Annotated in this window: 18 protein-coding genes; 13 read left to right on the top strand and 5 right to left on the bottom strand. The window is 57.3% G+C overall.

The genetic code is table 11. The features are described 5' to 3' along the window. Positions 1-124: 124 nt before the first annotated feature. Positions 125-850 carry a two-component system response regulator VirG gene (gene virG / locus AC0L25_RS00400; RefSeq protein WP_473491958.1) on the bottom strand — a complete coding sequence of 242 codons (726 nt, stop codon included), beginning with the start codon at positions 848-850 and terminating at the stop codon, positions 125-127. Positions 851-1,903: 1,053 nt separating this feature from the next. Between virG and AC0L25_RS00395 the strand changes: the two genes are divergently transcribed. The 11 genes from AC0L25_RS00395 to virB11 are packed head-to-tail and all read left to right on the top strand — an operon-like array spanning position 1,904 to position 11,337. Then, entirely contained in the window at positions 1,904-2,686 is a 783-nt protein-coding gene (locus AC0L25_RS00395) for a type IV secretion system lytic transglycosylase VirB1 (RefSeq protein WP_473491957.1), read from the top strand. A 14-nt stretch (positions 2,687-2,700) separates the two neighbouring features. After that, positions 2,701-3,066: a pilin major subunit VirB2 gene (virB2, locus tag AC0L25_RS00390; RefSeq protein WP_473491956.1), complete on the top strand. Its 366-nt coding sequence runs from the start codon at positions 2,701-2,703 to the stop codon at positions 3,064-3,066. Beyond that, the gene (locus tag AC0L25_RS00385; RefSeq protein WP_473491954.1) at positions 3,066-3,392 is read left to right on the top strand and encodes a type IV secretion system protein VirB3; all 327 of its coding nucleotides are present in this window, start codon (positions 3,066-3,068) and stop codon (positions 3,390-3,392) included. Before virB2 ends, AC0L25_RS00385 begins: the two co-directional genes overlap by 1 nt. Then, positions 3,392-5,761: a type IV secretion/conjugal transfer ATPase VirB4 gene (gene virB4, locus AC0L25_RS00380; RefSeq protein WP_473593727.1), complete on the top strand. Its 2,370-nt coding sequence runs from the start codon at positions 3,392-3,394 to the stop codon at positions 5,759-5,761. The genes AC0L25_RS00385 and virB4 overlap by 1 nt, the downstream gene beginning before the upstream one ends. Before the next feature lie 13 nt (positions 5,762-5,774). Further along, the gene (locus AC0L25_RS00375; protein WP_473593726.1) at positions 5,775-6,461 is read left to right on the top strand and encodes a TrbJ/VirB5 family protein; all 687 of its coding nucleotides are present in this window, start codon (positions 5,775-5,777) and stop codon (positions 6,459-6,461) included. 58 nt (positions 6,462-6,519) lie between these two features. Beyond that, entirely contained in the window at positions 6,520-7,407 is an 888-nt protein-coding gene (locus tag AC0L25_RS00370) for a type IV secretion system protein (protein ID WP_473593725.1), read from the top strand. A 23-nt stretch (positions 7,408-7,430) separates the two neighbouring features. Beyond that, the gene (locus AC0L25_RS00365) at positions 7,431-7,589 is read left to right on the top strand and encodes a type IV secretion system lipoprotein VirB7 (protein ID WP_473491950.1); all 159 of its coding nucleotides are present in this window, start codon (positions 7,431-7,433) and stop codon (positions 7,587-7,589) included. Next, positions 7,586-8,299, top strand: coding sequence for a type IV secretion system protein VirB8 (locus tag AC0L25_RS00360; protein ID WP_473491949.1), 714 nt, complete (start codon positions 7,586-7,588; stop codon positions 8,297-8,299). Before AC0L25_RS00365 ends, AC0L25_RS00360 begins: the two co-directional genes overlap by 4 nt. Further along, complete coding sequence (locus AC0L25_RS00355; protein ID WP_473491948.1) at positions 8,296-9,177, top strand: P-type conjugative transfer protein VirB9; 882 nt, start codon at positions 8,296-8,298, stop codon at positions 9,175-9,177. The genes AC0L25_RS00360 and AC0L25_RS00355 overlap by 4 nt, the downstream gene beginning before the upstream one ends. Continuing rightward, complete coding sequence (virB10, locus tag AC0L25_RS00350) at positions 9,174-10,313, top strand: type IV secretion system protein VirB10 (RefSeq protein WP_473593724.1); 1,140 nt, start codon at positions 9,174-9,176, stop codon at positions 10,311-10,313. Before AC0L25_RS00355 ends, virB10 begins: the two co-directional genes overlap by 4 nt. After that, positions 10,297-11,337, top strand: a complete 1,041-nt coding sequence (gene virB11, locus AC0L25_RS00345) for a P-type DNA transfer ATPase VirB11 (protein ID WP_473491945.1) — start codon at positions 10,297-10,299, stop codon at positions 11,335-11,337. Before virB10 ends, virB11 begins: the two co-directional genes overlap by 17 nt. 123 nt (positions 11,338-11,460) lie before the next feature. Here virB11 and AC0L25_RS00340 read toward each other — a convergent pair whose 3' ends face one another. The 3 genes from AC0L25_RS00340 to AC0L25_RS00330 form a co-directional block, all read right to left on the bottom strand. Next, the gene (locus AC0L25_RS00340) at positions 11,461-13,995 is read right to left on the bottom strand and encodes a two-component system VirA-like sensor kinase (protein WP_473593723.1); all 2,535 of its coding nucleotides are present in this window, start codon (positions 13,993-13,995) and stop codon (positions 11,461-11,463) included. 180 nt (positions 13,996-14,175) lie between these two features. Then, complete coding sequence (locus AC0L25_RS00335; RefSeq protein WP_473491941.1) at positions 14,176-14,928, bottom strand: carbonic anhydrase; 753 nt, start codon at positions 14,926-14,928, stop codon at positions 14,176-14,178. 1,037 nt (positions 14,929-15,965) lie between these two features. After that, positions 15,966-17,120, bottom strand: a complete 1,155-nt coding sequence (locus tag AC0L25_RS00330) for a porin (RefSeq protein ID WP_473593811.1) — start codon at positions 17,118-17,120, stop codon at positions 15,966-15,968. Positions 17,121-18,020: 900 nt separating this feature from the next. Between AC0L25_RS00330 and AC0L25_RS00325 the strand changes: the two genes are divergently transcribed. After that, positions 18,021-18,353: a hypothetical protein gene (locus AC0L25_RS00325; RefSeq protein WP_473593722.1), complete on the top strand. Its 333-nt coding sequence runs from the start codon at positions 18,021-18,023 to the stop codon at positions 18,351-18,353. Further along, positions 18,350-19,642 carry a type II toxin-antitoxin system HipA family toxin gene (locus AC0L25_RS00320; RefSeq protein ID WP_473593721.1) on the top strand — a complete coding sequence of 431 codons (1,293 nt, stop codon included), beginning with the start codon at positions 18,350-18,352 and terminating at the stop codon, positions 19,640-19,642. Before AC0L25_RS00325 ends, AC0L25_RS00320 begins: the two co-directional genes overlap by 4 nt. 469 nt (positions 19,643-20,111) lie before the next feature. On the opposite strand, the gene AC0L25_RS00315 is transcribed toward AC0L25_RS00320, so the two are convergent. Then, entirely contained in the window at positions 20,112-21,758 is a 1,647-nt protein-coding gene (locus AC0L25_RS00315; protein WP_473593720.1) for an MFS transporter, read from the bottom strand. Positions 21,759-21,814: the final 56 nt, after the last annotated feature.

Genomic DNA, 21,814 nt, shown 5'->3' with positions numbered 1-21,814 from the left:
CCTCCTGTGGTGAGGATCGGCTCGGCCCGCCGAGCAACCCTCGGACGCGCAGTGTAGGGCGAGCCACCTCATCGGCAGAGGCGGACATACGGTCTTACGCTTGATTCTCCTGAATATGCTCCTGTCACGCGGCCAAGGTACCTCCGTAGCTAACGTCTACGTCAGCGTTGAAGAAGTACCCTGCACCACGGCATGTCTTGACTAGGCGAGGATTGGCCGCATCAACCTCCAGCTTTCGGCGCAAGCGCATGATTAGGACATCGATACTTCGATCGTACACCTCTTCTCCACGCACACGGCTCGCGAGCAAAAGCCGTTCTCTGGATAGTACGTTGCGGGGGTTCTCCAGAAATGCGATCAAGAGATTGAACTCACATGCGGTAAGCTTGACCTCGCCACGCTCCGCACAGATCAGTCGCCGCTGCTTCACGCTGAGCTTCCAGGCCCCAAAGCGAAATGAGCGCTGATCTCTGGTTCGCGGACTAGACATGCGCTCGCGTAGCGCTACTCGAATGCGGGCCAAGAATTCGCGCATCCCGAAAGGCTTGGGAATGAAATCGGTTGCGCCGAGCTCCAGTGCAACCACTTTTTCCGCCTCATCAAGCCGGTCGCCGCTGATCACTATAATAGGAACATCCGATTTTGTCGCCAGATTGCGGACAATCGCAAGTCCATCCTCCCGGCCTAGGTTAAGGTCAACAACCACGAGATCGACTGGCTCATGTGAAAGAACATGGTCAAACTGCTTGCTATCGTGGACTGCGGTTACCTTCAGGGCATGCATCGTGAGATACTCGGCGATGAGGCGCCGCATTGCGGCATCATCGTCAATGACAAGAACATGTTTCAACGGCACACCTTCAATCTTGTATCCCCTTGTCTAAACCTGTTGCCGAGCAACCCTGGGGCACCGACGCAGAACAGCTGCCCCTTAATACCACTCGCCGTTGCGTGCGGCTGGATCATCTCGACATCCTCCGGCTCGTGGATCCAGCTCGGACATGGTTGAGCAGCGCGGCGTTTAATTGATCGGAGAGGCGGTCGGCGGAAGAAGACCGTGATTCGCTGCAGCGGCCTTGTGCCAAATAGTAGGTCTCCTGCCAAGCCGGCTTCGTCCAAGGTGGCCGGCGGCCTCAAAATGCTGTTCGGGCGACCGGCAGGTCGCCGAACGTCCGGGCTAACATTTCTCGGTTACTGCAACTCCTCCATCTTGAGCGTGTCACTATGCTTGTCCATTGCGCCGTCGGACTCCGTCAATGACATGCGGTTTTCTGCCGATGGGACAGTGCATGATCCACCCGGTAGCGGCGCGGCCGAACAGCTGAACCAGGCTCGCACCAGGATGGGCTGCGCCGCCACGTCTTCCCAGTTGACCCTCGCCCCCGCGGATTTGCGCCTTCGAGCCAGCTTCGCGGACGAGCTCGCGGTCTCAAACAATGATCTGAGTGTGCAGGGCCGCGCATGGCTGTCTCTTAAAGCACGGCAGCATATCGGCAAAGTTGGGCTGCTTTAGCGCCTTCGTCGATTCCCCACGGTGATCCCTAGCCTGAAGAAACCCGCCAAGCTTCCCATTTTGTCCTTGGCTTAGCGATGACAGAAGATCCCATCACCATCCATGACGCCGAAGTCGCGGGCCACGGTCCAGGAGCAACGGACGGCCGGGACGAGCAATCCCGCACAGGAGTCATCGTACCAAGATGCTCCGGATGTCGCTGGCTGATCGGGCCCGCGCCAGCCCACGCATGCGCAAGCTGCTCACCTACGCTAACACGAACACGGTCTTTGTTTCAGTTGAAACCGAAAAGCTGAAATTGAACATCACAGAGTAACAGACCTCCCCGATAAGCGCGTGCCGGACAGGGGCAGAACTCGCCCGGCGGCTTGGAAAGGTAGGTGATAGGGAATGTTTATTGCAGCTTGGCCCCTGGCCATCGTCCTGTTGACATCCATGTCACTCCCAGCCGAGCCCGCGCCACTTTCTCCCCGTGAGTTCCACAGCCTGTCGCGCAAATGCGCTCCATGGGTTGCGCCGTCCACCCTCGCCGCGATTGCCAAGATTGAAAGTGGCTTTGAACCGCTGGTGGCTCATGACAACACCACAGGTGAGCAGCTTCGCTGGATAGATCACCTGGAAGCCACGCGAGGCATCAAGCACCGCCTCGAAGCACAACATTCTGTCGACGTTGGATTGATGCAGATAAACAGCAACAACTTTCCCATGCTCAATCTCACGCCGGAAAAGGCTTTCGAGCCCTGCGCCTCGCTTTCGGCTGCCGCCCACTTGCTTGAAAGCCGGTATGCCGGCGGCACGACTGCTCCGGCGCAGCAACTTGCGCTTCGCCGTGCCATCTCGGCCTATAACACGGGCGACGTCACGCGTGGCTTCACCAACGGTTATGTACGCAAGGTCGAGTCGGCCGCAAAGGACATCTCAAGTCTCCTTGAGCGAACGCTGGAGCCGACCGCTCAAGATGTGCCAGACCTTGAGGCAGCCGGTCCGAAAACCGTGCCCCCTCTGCTCGAACAGAGCCAACAGACCAATGAAAAGCAACCCGCACAAGATTCGTGGGACGTTTGGGGCTCCTATCAGCGAAACCGCTCCGGGGCCGATCCCTCCGGTCCGACAGGCAGCCAGGCTGCGGAAGAGCGGGAACCTTCGAACCCGAACAAACTCGTATTCGATTGAATCATGGAGATGCAATGATGAAGCCACTCAAAATACTTCGTACGTTTAAGACGCGTGTTCCTTCGCCTTTTTCCATGCTGCGCATGGCGGCTGAATATGTACCGGCCGCTGCTGTAGGCGCGGCGTGGACGGTCTTCTCCATCGGGCCAGCCGCGGCTCAGGTGACCGGAGGGACGGATCCCGCCAAGATGGTCCAGAATATCTGCACCTTCATACTTGGCCCCTTCGGACAATCACTGGCCGTGCTCGGACTCGTGGCCATCGGTATCTCTTGGATGTTCGGTCGTGCTTCACTTGGCCTGGTTGCGGGTGTCGTTGGAGGGATCGTCATCATGTTCGGCGCCAGCTTCCTGGGCAAGGCGCTCATAGGCGGTGGCTGATGAGCGACCGGTTGGAAGTGAGCACCCTCTATGTGGCGGCGACACGCCCCGCACTATTCCTGGGGGTGCCGCTGACGCTGGCCGGATTGCTCATGATGTTGGCTGGGCTCGTCATCATTATCCTTCAGAATCCACTCTACGAAATCGTGCTCGTGCCACTCTGGTTCGGAGCACGGCTGGTTGTTGAGCGTGACTATAACGCCGCAAGCGTCGCGCTTCTCTATTTGCAGACTGCCGGCAGAAGCGTGGACGGGCCGGTCTGGGGCGGCGCGAGCGTCAGCGCCAATCCGATCAGAGTGCCGAAACGCGGAAGAGGAATGGTGTAATGTTTGGCGCCAGTGGCAGGACCGAGAGATCTGGCGAGATCTACCTTCCGTATGTCGGTCATCTAAGCGATCAGGTTGTCCTTATGGAGGACGGATCGATCATGGCCATGGCACATGTGAACGGGCTGCCGTTTGATTTGGAAGACGCTGAGATGCGCAACTCGCGCTGCCGCGCGTTCAACACTCTCTTGCGCAACATCGCCGATGACAATGTCACGCTATACGCGCATCTTGTGCGGAACAACGATGTGCCGGAGCCGGCATCGCGCCAGTTTCAAAGTGCATTCGCTGGCAGTCTGAGCGAGGCCTATGAGAGCCGTGTGCTGTCGGGAAAGCTCTTTCGCAACGACCACTTCCTGACTGTCATCGTGTTCCCCCGCACCGCAATCGGCAAGATCGGCTGGCGCATTGCCAAATCCCCCAGATGGAATGACAACGATCTGGCCACACAAATGCGAAGCCTGGAAGACCTCTGGCAGATCATTGCTGGCTCACTCGGCGGTTACGGTCTGCGCCGGTTGGGTATTCGTGAGAAAGGCAACGTGCTCTTCACGGAAATTGGGGAGGCGCTTCGGCTGATAATGACTTGCCGGTTTCTTCCGGTTCCGATGGTTACCGGCTCACTTGGCGCCTCGATCTACACTGACCAGGTCATCTGCGGGAAACGGGCGCTTGAGATTCGAAGCCCCGGGGATAGCTCCGTGGGATCATTGTTTTCGTTCCGTGAATATCCGGCGACGACGCGGCCAGGCATGCTAAATCCCCTGCTGTCCGCCAACTTCCCGCTTGTCCTCAGCCAGAGCTTTTCCTTCCTCACTCGGCCACAAGCTCATGCGAAGCTTAGCCTTAAGTCCAGCCAGATGACGAGTGCCGGCGACAAGGCTCTCACCCAGATCAATGAACTTGCCGAAGCAGAGGACGCACTGGCAAGCAACGAGTTCGTCATGGGTTCGCATCATCTGAGCCTGTGCGTCTATGCCGACAGCCTCAATAGCCTTGCAGATCGCGCAGCAAATGCGCGCGCAAGGCTGGCCGACGCGGGCGCCGTAATCGTCCAAGAGGGTATCGGCATGGAGGCCGCGTACTGGTCCCAACTTCCGGGGAACAACAGGTGGCGCACGCGCCCCGGGGCGATCACCTCGTACAATTTTGCCGGGCTTGTCTCTTTTGAGAACTTCCCAAGCGGTTGCAGTTCCGGCCATTGGGGCAAAGCTGTTGCGCGCTTTCGCACAAACGGTGGAACTTCTTTCGACTACATCCCCCATGAGAATGACGTCGGCATGACGGCGATATTCGGGCCCGTCGGCAAAGGCAAGACGACGCTGATGACCTTTATCCTCGCGATGCTTGAACAAAGCGTGGTCGATCGCGATGGTGCCATCGTCTTTTTCGATAAGGACCGGGGTGGTGAACTGCTGGTGCGAGCCACGGGAGGGACATATCTAGCGTTGCGCAGAGGCGCTCCGAGCGGCTTGGCTCCTCTGCGTGGACTGGACAACACCTCCGCCTCGCTGGACTTTCTGCGCGAATGGTTGATGGCCCTAATCGAGAGTGACGGCCGTGGTCCGATCTCGCCGGAGGAAAGCCGTCGACTGGAACGTGGCATTGTTCGTCAACTTTCGTTCGAGCCCGTCATGCGCTCAATTGCGGGCCTGCGCGAATTCCTGCTGCACGGCCCCTCCGAGGGCGCAGGAGCGCGGCTGCAGCGGTGGTGTAGAGGGAATGCGCTTGGATGGGCCTTTGACGGCGATGTCGACGAAGTAAGGCTTGATGCCTCCATTACCGGCTTCGACATGACGCAGCTCCTGGAATTTGAGGAGGTCTGTGCGCCGGCCGCCGCATATCTTCTGCACCGCGTGGGCGCTGTTGTCGATGGCCGTCGGTTCGTCATGAGCTGCGACGAATTTCGCTTCTATCTGCTCAACCCACAGTTCTCGGCTGTTATCGACAAGTTCTTGCTCACCGTTCGCAAGAACAACGGGATGTTGATACTCGCAACGCAGCAGCCTGAACACGTGCTGGAATCGCCCCTCGGAGCTAGTCTCGTTGCACAATGCATGACGAAGATTTTCTACCCATCACCGACGGCCGACCGTGCCGCGTATGTCGATGGCTTGAAGTGCACTACTCAGGAGTTCGAGGCAATCCGCCAGGGAATGGCAATTGGCAGCCGCAAGTTTTTGCTCAAGCGCGACAGCGGGAGTGTTGTTTGCGAATTCGACCTTGGCCAGATGCGCGAGTACGTAGCCGTGCTCTCGGGGCGGGCCAACACCGTGCGCTTTGCCGACCAGCTTCGTGACCAGTACGGAGATGCCCCAAGTGGGTGGCTCGATAAGTTCATGGCTCGTTACCACGAAGTTCAAGACTGACGGAGGAATATTCATGAGATTTGCTAAGCTTGCAGCAACGACGCTTGCTGCTTCCCTTCTGCTTCACGGACAGGCCAGGTCGCAATTTGTCGTCAGCGACCCTCTAACAGAAGCACAAGCGACCGCGACCGCGATTTCCACTGCGGCGATCCTTATAAAGTCAGCCGAGACGCTCGCTGCCACGGTCGAAATGGTGGATATGCTAACGTCGTCATTCGGTGTCATGGGACTGTTGGGCGCACTGAACCAAGGAAATCACTACCCATCGAGCAATAAGCTGGAGGGGCAGATGTTTGATGCTCGGGGGCCAGCTTCGATTATCGCGCGTAACATTGCGCAGGACCCAACTCGGATAGTCACCGGCACCGATGCAGAAGGGAAACTGTTACAGGGGCAAATCGCTGGTGCCGCCAATGTCGCAGCTCTTGCAGCCGACACTCTGGGCGTAATGGACAAGCGCCTTAACAATAACGCCGACACGCTTGGTCAGCTTTCCCGCTCGGGAAATATTGTGCAGGCCACCGTCACCAACGGTCTGGTCCTCAAGCAGATCCATGATGCGATTATCCAAAATGTCCAGGCCACAAGTCTGCTGACGATGGCAACTGCACAAGCGAGCCTTCACGCCGGGGAGGAGGCCGCCACGCAGCGTCGAGAACGCCAGAAGACCGCTAGCATCTTTTTTGGCATCCGCCAGTAAACGACGCTGAGTTCATCCGGCTCAGCTGCGCTGATCAGGGACAAATCAGGCTCACGCCATGCCTTTCAAAATTCACGCGCCATTCACGGCTATACACACGATCTTTCATCAGGCCTTTACGTTAGGGCTGCACAACGTGCTTGAAAAAATCCAAGAGGCGGTCAGCGCGCCTCTGGTTGCGTGTGTCACGCTTTGGATAATAATCCAAGGCTGTCTGGTCATGCGTGGTCAAGTCGATGCGCGCGGGGGTATCTCGCGCGTAATCATGGTATCGATTGTCGTTGCCCTTATCTTAAGCCAGGCCAACTACCAGCAGTACATTGAAGCGGTCTTCGACAAGACGATTCCAAGGCTTGCTCACCAGATCAGTGGCAGCGACTTGCCCTTCATCGGTATCCCCCAGAAGCTCGACATGATGTTTGCTTTAACTCAGTATAGCCTTCAGGTGATTGCTTCCGAAATTGGGCCTATGAATGGCCAGGACATACTTGCTTTCCAGGGAGCGGAATGGATTTTCTATGGCGCGCTGTGGACAGCTTTCGAGATCTATGATGCCGTCGGAATTCTGACGAAGGTGCTTTTGGCGATCGGCCCCCTGGTTCTTGTAGGCTACCTTTTTGATCACACTCGAGACATAGCTACCAAATGGATCGGCCAACTGCTCTCGTATGGGCTGCTGCTTCTCCTCCTCAACATCGTTGCAACGATAGTTATCGCTGCCGAAGCAGCCTCGCTGGTAGTCATGCTTGCGGTGATCAAAAACTCCGGTACGACAGCAGCCAAGATCATCGGGCTTTACGAACTCGACATGCTTTTCCTAGCTGGCGACGCTCTGATCGTCGCGCTTCCGGCGATCGCCAGCAGCATCGCCGGCGGCTCTTGGGCAGGTACGAACCAACTGCCTGTCAGCCTCACTCGCCCCCCTGCCAAAACGGCGGGTCGTTAATCAATCACTAGCGCGGTGCCAAAATGAAATATTGCCTAATTTTATCAATCCTAGCTTTGGCCGCCTGCAAGACAACCGATGGGCTTGCGACCTGTGCGGGTACGCCATTCCAACTGAACGTGGGACAATGGGAAATCACCCCTGAGGATCTTCAGGTCGATTGCGCGGAAGAGCCCAAGTGAAGTTTCCTGAACATGCCCTTCTGGTGGAGAGAGAAACGCTAGCCGCCCACTACAAGGAGGTGGAAGCGTTTCAAACGTCACGAGCGAAGTCTGCGCGGCGCCTGTCAAAGACCCTTATAGCCTTTGCGGCGGCGGCGGTCCTAGGAAACGTTGCGCAGGCATTTACCATCGCTGCCATGGTCCCGTTCACCAAGCTCGTGCCTGTGTTCCTTTGGGTACGGCCGGATGGGACAGTTGACAGCGAAGTGTCAGTCTCTCAACTGCCGGCAACCCAAGACCGGGCCGTCGTAAATGCTTCGCTGTGGGAATATGTACGCCTGCGCGAGGGCTACACAGCAGATACAGCCCAATACGGCTATGATCTCGTATCCAGTTTCAGCGCACCGGCTGTGCGACAGGAATATCAAGATTACTTCAACTATCCGAATCCCACCTCGCCGCAAGTCACGGTCGGCAAGCGCGGCAAGCTCGAGGTTGAGCACATTTCCTCAAATGACATCAGTCCGGACGTTCAACAGATCCGCTACAAACGCACTCTTATCGTTGATGGGCAGATGCCGATGGTGACCACTTGGACAGCAACCATCCGCTACGAGCGCTTGACGGGTCTGCCTGGGCAATCGAGGCTGACCAATCCGGGAGGACTACTCGTTACCTCCTATCAAGCCTCGGAAGATAGTGTATCAATCCCGGGGCCCGTACAGCCATGACAAAACGAGCGTTTCTCGCGCTGGCCTGTTCACTTTTCTTAACGATCGAGGCGTCCGCGGAAGACACACCACTTGCCGGCAAGCATGATGCGCGGATGCGCTACCTGGCTTACCGTCCCGACGAAGTGGTGCGCCTATCGACCGCAGTGGGGGCAACGCTGGTTGTCACATTCGCGACCAACGAGACCGTCGCAGCCGTGGCCGTTTCCAATAGCAAAGACCTGGCTGCGCTCCCGCGCGCCAACTATCTCTTTTTTAAGGCTAGCCGGATGCTCCCGCCGCAGCCGGTCATCGTGCTGGCCGAGAGTGAGTCCGGTACACGGAGATACGTATTCAGTATTTCAACGAGAGCGATGCCAAAACTCGATGAGCAGCAACCTGACCTATACTACAGTGTGCAGTTCACCTACCCTGCTGATGAGGCTGCTGCTCAGAGAAAGGAAGCAGAAAGGCGCTCGATTCTTGGTCAGGCCCGGGCGAAAGTGCTGCAAGAAGACAGAGTTCAGGATTTGTTGAATCGGCCCGCCGCAACTGCCAGTCCGGACGAAAGCAATTTCCACTACGTCGCAAAGGGCGACCGATCGCTGGCGCCGCTGGAAGTCTTCGATAATGGCTTTACGACCGTATTTGGATTCGCAAGCAATTCCCGCATACCCTCCCTCTACGTTATCAATCCCGACGGCAAGGAAGCCGCTGCCAACTACACAGTCAAAGGGGACTATGTTGAAGTATCCGCAGTCGCGCGGGAATGGCGTCTGAGAGATGGCAATACGGTCTTGTCCATTTTTAACAGGGCTTATGATCCTGTGGGACGAGCGCCAAAGACCGGTACAGTGAGACCCGATGTGTGGCGCGTTTTGAAAGGCTCGGGCCGATGAATGAAACCGGCCCACAGTCGGTACACGATGTCGATGCATCCAGATCGATCGTCTCGGAGCCGCCCCGCCGGCATCTATCGGGATCGCAGAAGTTGGCCGTCGCCGGTCTTGTTCTCATCTCATCTCTATCGCTCATCTGGCTCGGAGGTCGTCCCAGCACACAAGATGAACCACCTCAGCCAAAACCGCCAATTTTCCCCAACGCTGAGCCATACCGCCCTGTGCCAATCGAGATTGCTCCCGAACCTCCAGCACCCGTACAGGCGGCGCAGGCGGCAGATTCTGCGCCATCCACGCCGCCACCGGCGCCAGCTGATCCGCCGCCGGAGGAAACACCAATTTTCGCCTACAGTAGCAGCAGTCAAATGCCCGACGACGGTCAGCGGAGCGAAGACCACCATAAGGATGCTCCCGCGACCGAGGATGAGATTTCAATCGGTGGCGATCTGTCAGGGCGATTGAAGCCAGATATACAGGAGCCAAGCCGGGCTACACTTTTGCCGCACCCTGATCTAGTGATTACTCAAGGAACGATCATTCCCTGCATTTTGCAAACGGCAGTCGACACAAATTTACCGGGTTATGTGAAGTGCGTGTTACCTAAAGACGTCCGCGGCGCTACCAACAATGTCGTGCTCCTGGATCGCGGGACGACCGTGATTGGCGAGATCCAGCGCGGTCTCCAACAGGGGGATGCGCGTGTCTTCGTGCTGTGGACGCGCATCGAAACGCCTGACCATGCCCTCGTGTCGATAGCATCGCCGGGCGCTGACGAACTCGGCCGCTCCGGTATGCCTGGCACGGTGGATAATCACGTCTGGCAGCGCTTTGGCGGAGCAATGCTCATGAGCGTCCTTCAAGGCGCGTTTCAGGCGGCCGGTCAATATGCGGCTAGCTCTGGCGAAGGAAGCGGCATCAACAGCTTCCAGAGCAATGGTGGACAAGCCGTCGAGACGACACTGAGAGCGACGATCAATCTTCCGCCAACTCTGAAGAAAAACCAGGGAGATGCTGTATCCATCTTTGTGGCTCGGGACCTCGATTTCTCAGATGTATACGAACTTAGAGCGACCGCCGTGGCGCCAGCCCCCCAACATCGCGAACGCCGGAGAGACAAAAATGCGATCGGAGGCTGATCCTCAATTGCGTTTGCTTCTCGACCCCGTTCTGAAATGGCTTGAGGAGCCAAGGACCGAAGAGGTCGCTATCAACCGGCCTGGGGAAGCCTTTGTCCGACAGGCCGGCGTTTTCACGAAACATCCGCTACCGCTATCTTATGACGATCTGGAGGACATCGCGATCCTCGCTGGAGCGCTGCGCAAGCAAGATGTCGGACCGCAAAGCCCCCTCTGTGCGACTGAGCTGCCGAACGGAGAGCGGCTGCAGATCTGTTTGCCGCCCGCTGTTCCCTCAGGAACAATAAGCCTGACCATACGGCGTCCCTCAAGTCGTGTGACCGAGCTTAAGGAAGTTTCTTCTCGCTACGAATACTCGCGTTGGAATCAATGGCGGTCACGAAAGGAGCGCCAAGAGCGGCAGGACGAAACGATTCTTCAGCACTACGACCATGGTGACTTGGAGCAATTTTTGCGAGCGTGCGTTTGCGGGCGGCTCACGATGCTGCTTTGCGGACCTACTGGAAGCGGCAAAACGACAATGAGCAAGACTTTGATCAACGCTATACCCCCGCAAGAGAGACTGATAAGTATCGAGGACACGCTCGAACTTGCAATCCCGCATGAGAACCATGTCCGGTTACTCTATCCAAAAGACCAGGCAGGCATAGGTGCGGTGACGGCAGAGCAACTGTTGCAAGCCAGCTTGCGCATGCGCCCTGATCGAATATTGCTGGGTGAGATGCGCGACGATGCTGCATGGGCCTACCTCAGCGAAGTCGTCTCCGGCCATGCGGGATCAATATCAACGATTCACGGGGCAGATCCGGTCCAAGGCTTTAAAAAGCTCTTTTCACTCGTCAAGAGCAGCCCGCAAGGAGCCGCTGTGGAAGACCGCACGCTTCTTGACATGCTGTCGGCTGCCATTGACGTCATTGTACCGTTCCGTACCCAAGGCGAAGTATATGAGGTGGGAGAGGTATGGCTCGCCGCCGATGCCCGGCGACGGGGAGAGACAGTAGCCGACCTTCTTAACAAGCACTAAGGCTAGAACAACGTCTCGGGCTCGATAGGTCGATTGTGATGTGACGCGTCATTTTGTTCTGCTTCGATGCCTCTTTGACGGGCTTTCTCAGATTGCTTGGGTAGCCTGAGCGAGTCAGCGGCATCATGCCATCATCATTGTACGAATTGCATGCTCCATTGTCCTGGACGAGACCGGCTTCGCTAGCCAAAGGACGAAGGCCTGATTAGCAGATGTGACCGGCATGAGGTCGATTTCACCGACGACTATGACAGGCACCGTCATGAGGGTGGGGCATGCGGATTCTGCCTGTTCTCGCTCGAGGAAAGGCATTTTACCCAAGATCAGCAGGTCGGCTGCTTTCCCGCTCTCGATCCAGCCGCAAAGGCTTTCGAAGGTCGCGAAGCCGACCGGCTTATAACCCAGCGCGGCGATATTCTTCTTGTAGATCTCCAACTCTGCTGGGTCGGGCTCCACGACTGCAATGATTTCTCCGTTGCCAAGTGATCCGTCGTATGGGCCGACAGCGATGTCAGCGCTGACTGGCTCCTCCTCGGAGGCCGGTAAGTAGATATCAAAGCGGGTACCTCGGCCAACAGCCGAGGTGACGTCAAGGCATCCTGCGAGCGCGCTCACGTGCCTGTCAACCGCAGAAAGACCCAGCCCGGTCCCGCCGAGGCGAGAGCGGGTGGTAAAAAAGGGCTCAAAGACATGCGGAAGTATCGAACTTGCAATTCCCGGGCCATCGTCGCTGATGGAGAGGAGAACGTAGTGTCCAGGTCTCAAGGTGCCCCGAGCCAGTGGCTTTGTTTGGCACACTTGGGCGCGGGAAACGCTAATCTCGACACGGCCCTGGTTCAAGACAGCCTCCGACGCGTTCTTGCACAAATTCATAAGGATTTGCTGTATCTCGGTTGGGCTGCCCTCGACCACCGTTTGCCACTCATTGATCTTGAAATTCAACTGAACACCCGCACGAACTGTAACCCTCAGCAATGGCGCAAGATCCATAACAATCTCGGAGACGCTGATAGGCACTGCCACGCGCTTCCGGTTTCGGCTGAGTGACAAGATCTGGTCAACGATCAGCTTGGCTCGGTGTCCAGCTAAGATGATTTGGTCGATGTGGTTCCGAATCCTAGAGGGTCGACGCACCAGCCCTTGGGCAATCTCTGAATATCCGATTATTGCGCCTAAAATATTGTTGAATTCATGTGTGGCGCCGCTTGCGATCGTGCCGACGGTCCTCAGCCTTTCCACATGCTCCCATCGACTCACCAGAAGGTCGCGTTCGGCATTTACTCGTTGCATTTCAAGATGGTTGCTCAAACGCACAATGGCACTGGCAAGAACCCGCAGGTCGTCTGCTGAGGGGAGTGAGCGATCTCGTTCAAAAACAAGGATGCAAACCACAGCCTGCTGATCGGAGGCCCTGCAAGCAACAATTTGACAAACACCGGAAGTGCCTAGGGCGGTCCGAACCATTTCCGCCGCCGGAACGACGCGAAACACTGGTCGGCCGGCACGGACAAGTGAAACGACTTCATCAATAAGCGCGACGTTCCAGACGGGTATGCACGTGTTCGCCACAAAGCACTCAGTCTGCCTGCTGAGACTCGGATCCACCAGAGCAAGCGCGCATTGATGCGCATCGAAAACGCGTTGCACGACTCTAAGCGCTGCTTCGGTGGAAAAGCACGCCGAGGCGTTCTTTGCTTTGCTATCGTTGAAGAGAGATTCGATCTCACGCATTGCCTCTTCAAGCTGCAACCGCCTTTTCAGCCGGTTCATCCGCAGATGCTGCCTGGAGGACCGAATGATCGCAAACAAGCAGAGGCATATGGACAGCAAGCCAAAGAAAAATCGCGTACGCTGCGCTTGCGCGCTGGCCAAGCTGTAGCCTTTCAGATGCTCTCGCTCCAGTTCGGCGGCCCTGGAGGACGTGTCGAGGGATGCGATCTGATTGGCAGCTTGGTCCAACCTCCATAAACAAGACAGGAGACTGCGGAAAATGCCCAAAGCATCCGCGGCAGCCCGGGCCTGGCTCGGAGCAAATCGGTCGGGAGGCTGATCCATCTGTGATGCAAGGGTGAGCCCCGGTTCGGCCGAAAACGCGATCAGCTTAGACAGTGCAACTCTGCGCGACGATGCCCCCCCAAGGCGACCAAGCGAGCGAGCAAGATCTGCGAGACAGTTTTGCACAAGCTGATCTTGCTTGACCAAGGCTGAGACGGCAGCCTCTTTGTTTTCGATCGAGTTTATGAGCTGCGCGCGCAATCTGGATTGCCCGGAGCTCTCATCGGGCGAAGTCTCGGGAGGGCGTTGCAAGTTTTCACGATTCCTTTGCAATGCCTGTCCGGTAGAAGCAACCGATCGGGAGTCCAATACCATATCCGTCCGGGCGCGGGCGACGTCGCGCCGGAGCAATGCATCGTTGATCTGAATCGTTCGCAGTTGGCTTAGGATCGCGTCGTTGATCTGCGGGGGCTGCCCCTGCGTCCCGACCAAGAGCGCAATCGAGGCGGCTAGGGCGATTACAATTGCTTTGTCGGAACTGAGCCGTGTTTCCCAAGGAAACGGCGTTTGATCCGCGGTGCACGCCTTGCGAAGATCCAACCTGAAGTCCAGCTCGCCACGGGTTCGGTATGGGGCCGGATGCTGCTGGAATAGGAAAGCCACGCCTACCTCTCCCCTTATGAGGACGGTTCAACACCGTTGCCAAACTTGGTTTTGGCCCGCTTCCAGAACGAGAATGAGCGCCCAAAGGACCCCGCGATGCGGAGCACATCGTTGCGATCTTGGAAGCAGATGAATACAACGCGCACGCGATGCTTCGACCCCTCGCGGCTTCAGGGACCCTCAGCTGAAGCCCAGGATGAAGCGCCGATTGGGTGAACGGATAGGGCGCGCGTTCCGGGGATATAGCGAGGTAAATCGCTCGATGTCTGCTGGGTCGACCTCAACCGGTTCCGTCGCCACCATCCAGTCGACGTTTTCGGTGCATGGTGGTGTCGTCAAAGATCCTTCATATGTCCAGTAGCCAAGCGAAGCCGGCAGAAGCCCGTTCGGGTCGACGTCGTCGACCGCTGCCTCTTCGCCTGACGTTGCCGGAAATGCTGCAGCAAGCCTGGCAAAACTGGCATTTGTCGCGCCTGGCGTCAGAAACACGCCCAGCACACCCAGAGTATCGCTGTTGCGGTCCTTATGGACAAAATGCGCTTCAATCGGGAAACTCTTGCCTGCAACGTGGTGCTCGCTTGGCGCATGGAAATGGAACTGTAGCAGCTCATAGACACGATCCCCCAGAGTGAGCGTGCTGCCTTGCGGCAGGTTGATCTGAATGGTGTGGCCGTTGTTCACCATCCTGCCGCCGCCCTTGTGCCAGCCTATGGCGATATGCGGAATATCCGCTTTGACCGCGCCCCGGATATCGACCGGCGATTGCTGCATGCCCGCCGAGCAGACCAAATTTGTCTTGTCCAAATGCCCCCATTGTTCGGGTCCGACCAGGCCGGCATATCCCCATTCGGTGCTGGCCGCCCGCGCGGCTTCAGCGCAAATAGGACACGCGCCGAGTGCAACAAATCCTTTGATCAGATTACGACGGTGCATATTGCTTTGGCTCCTACTGAACACTTCAATTTAGCGCTGGCATGAGAAACTGCAGTCGCAGCTGTGATGTGGGCGACATCGTCGCAATTTGCGGCCGAACAGTTCGGTACGCCACCATCGCGGCTTCAGGTCGACCGACATAGGACATTCCCGCGCGCGGCCGTGCTCGCCGACCACATGCGGTTTGTAGCAGCTATTATCAGGTAGATAGTCCCAGCTATTGGCCGAATCCGTGCTCATTGTCTCCACGACCGCCGATTGCCGTTCGATTGCTGATCACATGGTCGACCTCACCGAACGCCTCGGCACCCGGGCCACACTGGACAAACTTCCATGCAACTACTCCGATGGCGCCCACCACGCCAAGTGACGCTTCATATTCATCATCGGACAGCCAGAGAAATCGATTGCTTCGATAAAGAACATCCACGACATGGATGCAATCACGCGCAATTTGCGGTGCTGCTGAGGACGCCGGCTCGATCCGCCATATCTCGGCGACAAATCACGCGCCGGAGAACTAGGCAAGGTTGCACCACCGTGGACTAAAGATCGAGCTTATGCTGTCACGCGTTCGATCAGGACCAAAGGCTTGCGCGCCTCTGGGCGGTCCGCTGCGACTCAGACACGGAGTAGTTCTTCAAGATGACCCAAAACAGAACAAGAATCTTACTGAACCGAACTAATTTTGCAATGACGGTCGCCGAAGATGATTCTGAACCACTGAGGAAACTTGACGAGTGCTTGGACGAAGCGTCCAGGCATTTCTCAGCCGTTCTTGCCGTGCCTCCGAAGCTCTCGATCTCGAGCGCTCATCGCAATGAGGGTAGCACAACAGGGATGCAGATGGGGCCGAGAGACATGTCTTGGACGAGTTATTCAGTGGCATTGCTAAGCGCTCTATGGAAGCCTCGCTGATCAGGCTATGAAGTCCGGCAACCAATGTCCGGGCATGATCGTCCGGGACCACATCTTGAACATCGTAAAGCCAGACACCGAGGCCTCCAGTCGGGCCTCCGACATTCAGATTCGCTTCGTTAGAACGAGCTTTGGAATCGCAGCACGCCGCCGAGGCTGTTCCTTTTGCCGACGTGAGCCGGGTTCGTTCCGGAACGGTCGACGGCAGCGAACTTGGCGTAATGGGCATAATCGACTTCGGCTGTGACTGTGAAACCTGGAATGACCATATAGGCGACGTTTGCAGCCAGTCCGGAGTTCCTGAGCTGATCACCCGAGACCTGAAGGTTGAACGAAGTTTTCTCGTTTAACGTGTAAGTGGCGCCCGTCCAGAAAGCCCAGTTGCCGCTCCAAATTTGGTAGAAGCCGCGACCGTGAGCGGCGAGCGCGTTGGTTGGGTCATCGTTGAGATTGCCAATGGAGCCATAGCCGAACATTCCGAATAGCGACAGGTCATCTGTGACATTGACATCGAGTCGGAGCTTGCCGGCCAAAGCTTCGTAGTCGCTGTCAGGAGCCATTACGCCGGTGATCGCGCCCCAGCCCTGCGTCTGTTTCACGCCGAAGACGACGTGCGGAACATAGCTGTCGATAGTACCGACTACACCCGACCCTTGTTCAAGTGAAACCAGAGCCGAAAAGCCATTATCGGCATCGAAGTAATACTGAGCCACGTTGGTATCGAAGTCGCCGTACGGAACGAGTACGTTATTGAGTACGTTTCCGGCGTAGCCTGTAAACGTGTCGAAGGCCGACTCGTCCTTGCCAACTCGGAGGCCACCAAGCTGGATCCAGGCGGAAGACAACTTGACGCCGCTGTTGAAGCTATAGTTGTGAGGGCTTTCCGGACCCGGATAAGCGTTGTGGTTGCCGAAGTTCACGCGAGTCTCAGTATAGGTCTTCAGTGCGCCTAGTTCGGTCTCCTGGCGCGTCCAAGTTTTGAACGTGAAACGCGTGTTGTTTCGCCAGGTGCCCTGAGCCTCGCCAGTTCTCACATCGGAGGTTCTTATCCCGTCATACGATCGGACATCGCTGAGGCCGACGTCGTAACGGATGTAGCCGCCGATGCGCACGCAGGTCTCGGTGTCGGGGATATGGAAGTAGCCCGAACCGTAGACGTCGCAGATATTGACATATTCGGTCGGACCCGGCGCGGAGACTTCGTCCGTCGCGCGAGCGACGGAAACGGAGATCAGGGCCGCAACTGAGCCGAGAAGAAGCCTGCTTACGTTCATTCTGGATCTCCAGTTCAAAGAATAAAAGGCGGACGCGTCAAAGGGCGAACCGGCGGCCTGTCCCAGGACCAAAAACATGTGCATCTCGCTCCTCTTTCGTACCTGAGGAATGCCCGATACTAAGTTGACTTGTGTAGTCCCGGTGTGAGTAAGTCAAGTTATACTTGTACATTTCTTTATAGCAGTTCGACTTATAGAAGAAACAACTGTGGTTGGCTATCAACTGCCCGAAGGAGGTGAGATTCGACTTCCGTCCGGATCCAAGAAAAGGCAAAATCGCCTGTTGCCCTGCCGCGCTTCCCACAAGCGTTCCTCATTCTTTCAGTACATCGGGGATTCAGCATTTCTGAACCAATATTCATCTCCGTTATTTGTGAGTTGGCCGTCGGCGTTCGATGCGGAGCAGCAAGCGACGTGCCATCCTGAAGAGGTAGCTCCGCGCTGACACTTAAATTGGCCGGCGCAACTTCGTCGCGCTCTTTTCTTTTTGCTTTTTGGGGGTCAGCTGAGCACCGAGCAGACGTTTTGGGACACGGTTCGTATGTTCGATATATGACACTTTCGTTCGATACCGACAGCACCTGTTTGCTGTGAAGCTCGGGTCGAGACAGCATGCGGCGGCGCCGCTCGGTACACGTCAGGCGGGAGCCTCGCTGCAGCGCACAACTGGATCGTGCCAAGGATGGCCCGTTTCGTTTTGCAGCGGCGCAATCGTTCACACCCCCGTGCGACTCACCTAGCGCCCATTGCGGATCGGATGGATGCATGCTCACGAGAGTAGTGTGGTTGGTTGCAGGGCCACCGCCTTGTTCGGTCAAACAGGCCAACTCTCGACAGATCACGGCTTAGGTCTTATATAAGCGCCCTAGAGAGAGTTAAGGTCGTTTCTATGAGACAAAGATGCGCTCAACAGTGACAGATACATTGCCTCCCAGCGTCAAGAGGGCGCTTGGCAAGCTCGGCGCCGACATTGCGGTCGCCCGTAAGAAGCGCAGCCTGACCGTGATGATGATGGCGGAACGACTGGGTGTCGCAAAGAGCACCTATCTGAAGATCGAAAAAGGAGACCCGACCGTCGCTATGGGGGCCTACGCCATGACCTTTTTCGTTTTGGGCTTTGATGAGGCTTTGGCGCAGATCATCGACGCGCATCGCGATGAGCAAGGCCTGCTCCTCGACGCTGAACGTTTGCCCAAGAGGGTAAGGGTGCGGAAGCCACCGGGTGCAATATGAGACGTTCTATTGCTGTTCACATTGGCGAAGAAGCGATGCTACTGGGTACGTTGCGCTATGATCAGCAGGGTGCGCGCGAGAGCGCTGCCTTTGAATATGATGCAGGTTGGCTGAGAGCAGCGGAAGGCTTCTCGATCGAACCCAGTCTGCCACTCGTTACTGGCCCTCAATTCCATCGAAAGACCGGCGATGGATCCGTGTTCCACAACGCGATCGCGGACACGGAGCCGGACGGATGGGGCCGGCGTGTAATCCAGCGCGACCAGGCCAAGCGTCGCCAAGAGGCGCGCCGGGCGGGAAATGTCGCCGAAACGCGGCCTCTGAACGCGAAGGATTACCTCTTGGCAGTGGACGACATGAGCCGCATTGGTGCGCTCCGGTTGAAGGACGAAGAAGGGCGTTACCAAAGAACGACCGAGGAGGGTCGACGCACCACGCCGCCGCTCATTGAAATCGGTCAACTTCTCGCAGCCACGCACGCCGTCGAGACGAACACCGAGACGGCAACGGATCTCGCCTATTTGCGTGGACGTGGCACGTCCCTTGGGGGCCTTCGTCCGAAATGCTCTGTCGTCGACGATGACGGACGCCTCGCTATCGGTAAGTTTCCGAGCGTTGCCGATGATCGATCTGTCACAAAAGGCGAAGTGCTCGCTATGAATTTGGCCAGAAAAGCCGGCGTGGATGCTGCTGAGACACGTCTGCTCGACAGCGACGGCGCCCCTGTCGCGCTCATACGGCGTTTCGATAGGACTCCGAACGGCAATCGACTCATGTATATCTCGGCCGCCACGATGATCGGCGCAGAGTCAGGGGACGTTGGCGAGCATAGCTATACTGAACTTGTGGATGTGCTTCGTCAGCACGGCAGCCAGCCAGCGGCCAACATCGAAGAGCTTTGGCGGCGCATCGCGTTCTCGATCCTTATCACCAATGTCGAGGACCACCTCCACAATCACGGCTTTCTCCATGTGCATCACGGGCAATGGCGCCTGGCGCCTGCATTCGACATCAACCCGTTCCCTGAGCGCGTGCGAGAGCTGAAAACCTGGATATCCGAGGAAACTGGGCCCGAACCGACTGTCGACGCACTGATGTCGGTAATCGCTTATTTCCGGATCAGGAGTGATCGAGCGAAGACGATACTCGCAGAAGTCGAAAAGGCGGTCGCGTCATGGCGGGAGGAGGGGCGGGCGCTTGGGATGACCCCCCAAGAACTCGATAGCTTCACCGACGCGTTCGAACATCGGGAACGGCAAGCCGCCCAACGGCGCAGAAATGATCCCTGAAAGCTTGCCGTTTGCGGTTAAGATGGCGTCCTGCAAGGGCGTCAAGGCGACTGGTTCTCCGTTTCGCCTACCCTCACTCCATGTCCGGCGCCGAAAGGTCGAGCGCCAGCGCCGTCTTCGAACAGGCCTGGTTCCGGCTGGCCCAGCGCCAGCCGCTAACGAGTCAGATACTCTTCTGCCAGTCTCTGAGCCGCACAGCGCTGCTGAAGCGCACGTCGAACGTGATGCTGATCGGCTTGTGCGCAGGGCGACTACCAGCGCTCGAAACCCATACCCTCCTTCTTGCCGTCGCGCGCCGCATCGAAGATGGCCCAGAACGGACTGTTCCTGCCCCCGGCCTCGAGCCCCGCGGCGGCATGGGTATTCGCGAGAGAGCGCCGGACGCATAGGCTCCGCGTACTGGCGATGCGGCCTGCGCGCTGCTTGAAATCGACTGGCGCGGCAGAATGCGATCGCTTTCGTGATCACGTCACCTGGGAGGACGAGAAAAGATTGTTGAGGCACGGGTACGAGCTGCCTCAGTCGTTCGTTCGATCGACAGCACTGTGTGCGGAGGACGCTCTCCATCATGCAGTGCCAGGAGACGCTGGCCGATTTCCTTATCCGCTGCCGTGAGCCGATGATTCAGCCGCAGAAAATCCATCCAGGTTGGCGTGCGGAATGTCTCTGTCCAAATCCAAGGCTTTTGAAGATTTCGCTGCAGTGTCCAGTTTCGCGCACCGGCACGGCTCTGAACATGGCGCCTTGCGCGCATGTAGCCCAGAAAGGTCTCGATATTCTCCTCGGATATAAGATACTCGACCTTGACGACTATGGGGCCACTCCTGGGCTTCAACTCGAGTGCCAGCTCCGGCGCGTGAAAATCCGAACTTTCCTGATCCGTTTCTTCCCATGGACGGACTGGTAACAGTACTCCCGCAGCTGCAACCAGCAACAGAGCGCCTGCGGCGCCCTGCAAAGCCCAGGCTAAGGAGTAGTTCTGTGCGACAGTACCCCATATCCAGCTGCCTGCCGCCATCCCGCCTGCGCTAAAGGCGTAGTAGATCGATAGTGTGCGGCCGACGACCCACCTTGGGCTTGCCAGCTGCACCGACACGTCGATGCCCGTCCAGGTGATAAGCCAACCCGCGCCAGCAAGTGCCAGCGAAATGGCCGCTACAGCGACCGATGATGTGAGTGCAAGGGAAAGGCAACATGCTGCACAAGCAACGGAGGCGAACGATACCAGCCTGTTTTGAGACGTGATCCGCCTTAGAAAGCTATTGCTCATGCCCGCGACGAAAGCACCCATGCCGAAGCCCGCCAGCAGGATGCCGTAGACGATTGGGCCGCTTTTCAGCTGATCCCGGACGACTAAAGGGAGCAGCGCAAGGATGGAGATGCTTGCCAACCCGAAAAAGGTTGCACGGGCAATCGCTGCCCTGATCTCCAGGGACATTACGGTGAAGCGCACTCCGTCATGAATTGCCATCGTCATGCGCTCACGAGGGAGAGGTGACGTGCGAACATTCCATCTAGTGCGCCATATTGCGGTCAGCGGCGCCAGATCACTCAGCGCTGCCAACGCGAAAGCGGCCAGCGGTCCAAGAAATGCCAAGACCACGCCCCCCAAAGCCGGACCAACGCTGCGCACAATGTTGTATCCGACGGACATAAGCGTCACCGCAGCCGGGATGTCGCGCTTATGAAGAATATCGCCGACAGAAGCGTGCCAGGCCGGATCATTCAAGGCAAAGCCGCAGCCGGCCAGGAAACCTAATCCGAGAATTAGCCAGGGACCGGCAAATCCCAGACCCACAGAAATCATCAGCGTCGTTGATGCCAATGCTATCAGGCAGTGCCCCGCAAACATTACCCATCGGCGGCTGAAGTTGTCGGCAATGGCTCCGGCCAGGATTGAGAGGAAGAATACCGGCAACGTGGATGCGGCCTGCACGAGTGCAACCATCAGATCCGAAGCGGAAATCGTGGCCATCAGCCAACTGATGGCGACCGTTTGCACGAGCCACCCGAGGCTGGATATTTGTGTGGCCGTCCAGATCGAGCGAAACACCGGGTTCCGAAATGGAGCCAGCGTTGTTGAGACAGGCAGATGAGCATTTTTTTCGGACTGCATGACGGTTGATGCCTTCGGGGGGCCGGTTATTCAATTCACGGCTGCCACTACTGCTG

The organism is Mesorhizobium sp. WSM4813, from assembly GCF_055811555.1.
Note: the sequence above shows the minus strand (reverse complement) of the source record. Positions and strands in the feature narration are given on the sequence as shown.

Excerpts from the sequence above, each read along its gene's own strand:
- virB11 (WP_473491945.1), top strand. The coding sequence starts at position 10,297 with ATGCGATCGGAGGCTGATCCTCAATTGCGTTTGCTTCTCGACCCCGTT.
- AC0L25_RS00375 (WP_473593726.1), top strand. The coding sequence starts at position 5,775 with ATGAGATTTGCTAAGCTTGCAGCAACGACGCTTGCTGCTTCCCTTCTG.
- AC0L25_RS00365 (WP_473491950.1), top strand. The coding sequence starts at position 7,431 with ATGAAATATTGCCTAATTTTATCAATCCTAGCTTTGGCCGCCTGCAAG.
- AC0L25_RS00315 (WP_473593720.1), bottom strand. The coding sequence starts at position 21,758 with ATGCAGTCCGAAAAAAATGCTCATCTGCCTGTCTCAACAACGCTGGCT.
- AC0L25_RS00330 (WP_473593811.1), bottom strand. The coding sequence starts at position 17,120 with ATGAACGTAAGCAGGCTTCTTCTCGGCTCAGTTGCGGCCCTGATCTCC.
- AC0L25_RS00370 (WP_473593725.1), top strand. The coding sequence starts at position 6,520 with ATGCCTTTCAAAATTCACGCGCCATTCACGGCTATACACACGATCTTT.
- virB10 (WP_473593724.1), top strand. The coding sequence starts at position 9,174 with ATGAATGAAACCGGCCCACAGTCGGTACACGATGTCGATGCATCCAGA.
- AC0L25_RS00325 (WP_473593722.1), top strand. The coding sequence starts at position 18,021 with ATGCGCTCAACAGTGACAGATACATTGCCTCCCAGCGTCAAGAGGGCG.
- AC0L25_RS00320 (WP_473593721.1), top strand. The coding sequence starts at position 18,350 with ATGAGACGTTCTATTGCTGTTCACATTGGCGAAGAAGCGATGCTACTG.
- AC0L25_RS00355 (WP_473491948.1), top strand. The coding sequence starts at position 8,296 with ATGACAAAACGAGCGTTTCTCGCGCTGGCCTGTTCACTTTTCTTAACG.
- AC0L25_RS00395 (WP_473491957.1), top strand. The coding sequence starts at position 1,904 with ATGTTTATTGCAGCTTGGCCCCTGGCCATCGTCCTGTTGACATCCATG.
- virB2 (WP_473491956.1), top strand. The coding sequence starts at position 2,701 with ATGATGAAGCCACTCAAAATACTTCGTACGTTTAAGACGCGTGTTCCT.
- AC0L25_RS00385 (WP_473491954.1), top strand. The coding sequence starts at position 3,066 with ATGAGCGACCGGTTGGAAGTGAGCACCCTCTATGTGGCGGCGACACGC.
- AC0L25_RS00335 (WP_473491941.1), bottom strand. The coding sequence starts at position 14,928 with ATGCACCGTCGTAATCTGATCAAAGGATTTGTTGCACTCGGCGCGTGT.
- virB4 (WP_473593727.1), top strand. The coding sequence starts at position 3,392 with ATGTTTGGCGCCAGTGGCAGGACCGAGAGATCTGGCGAGATCTACCTT.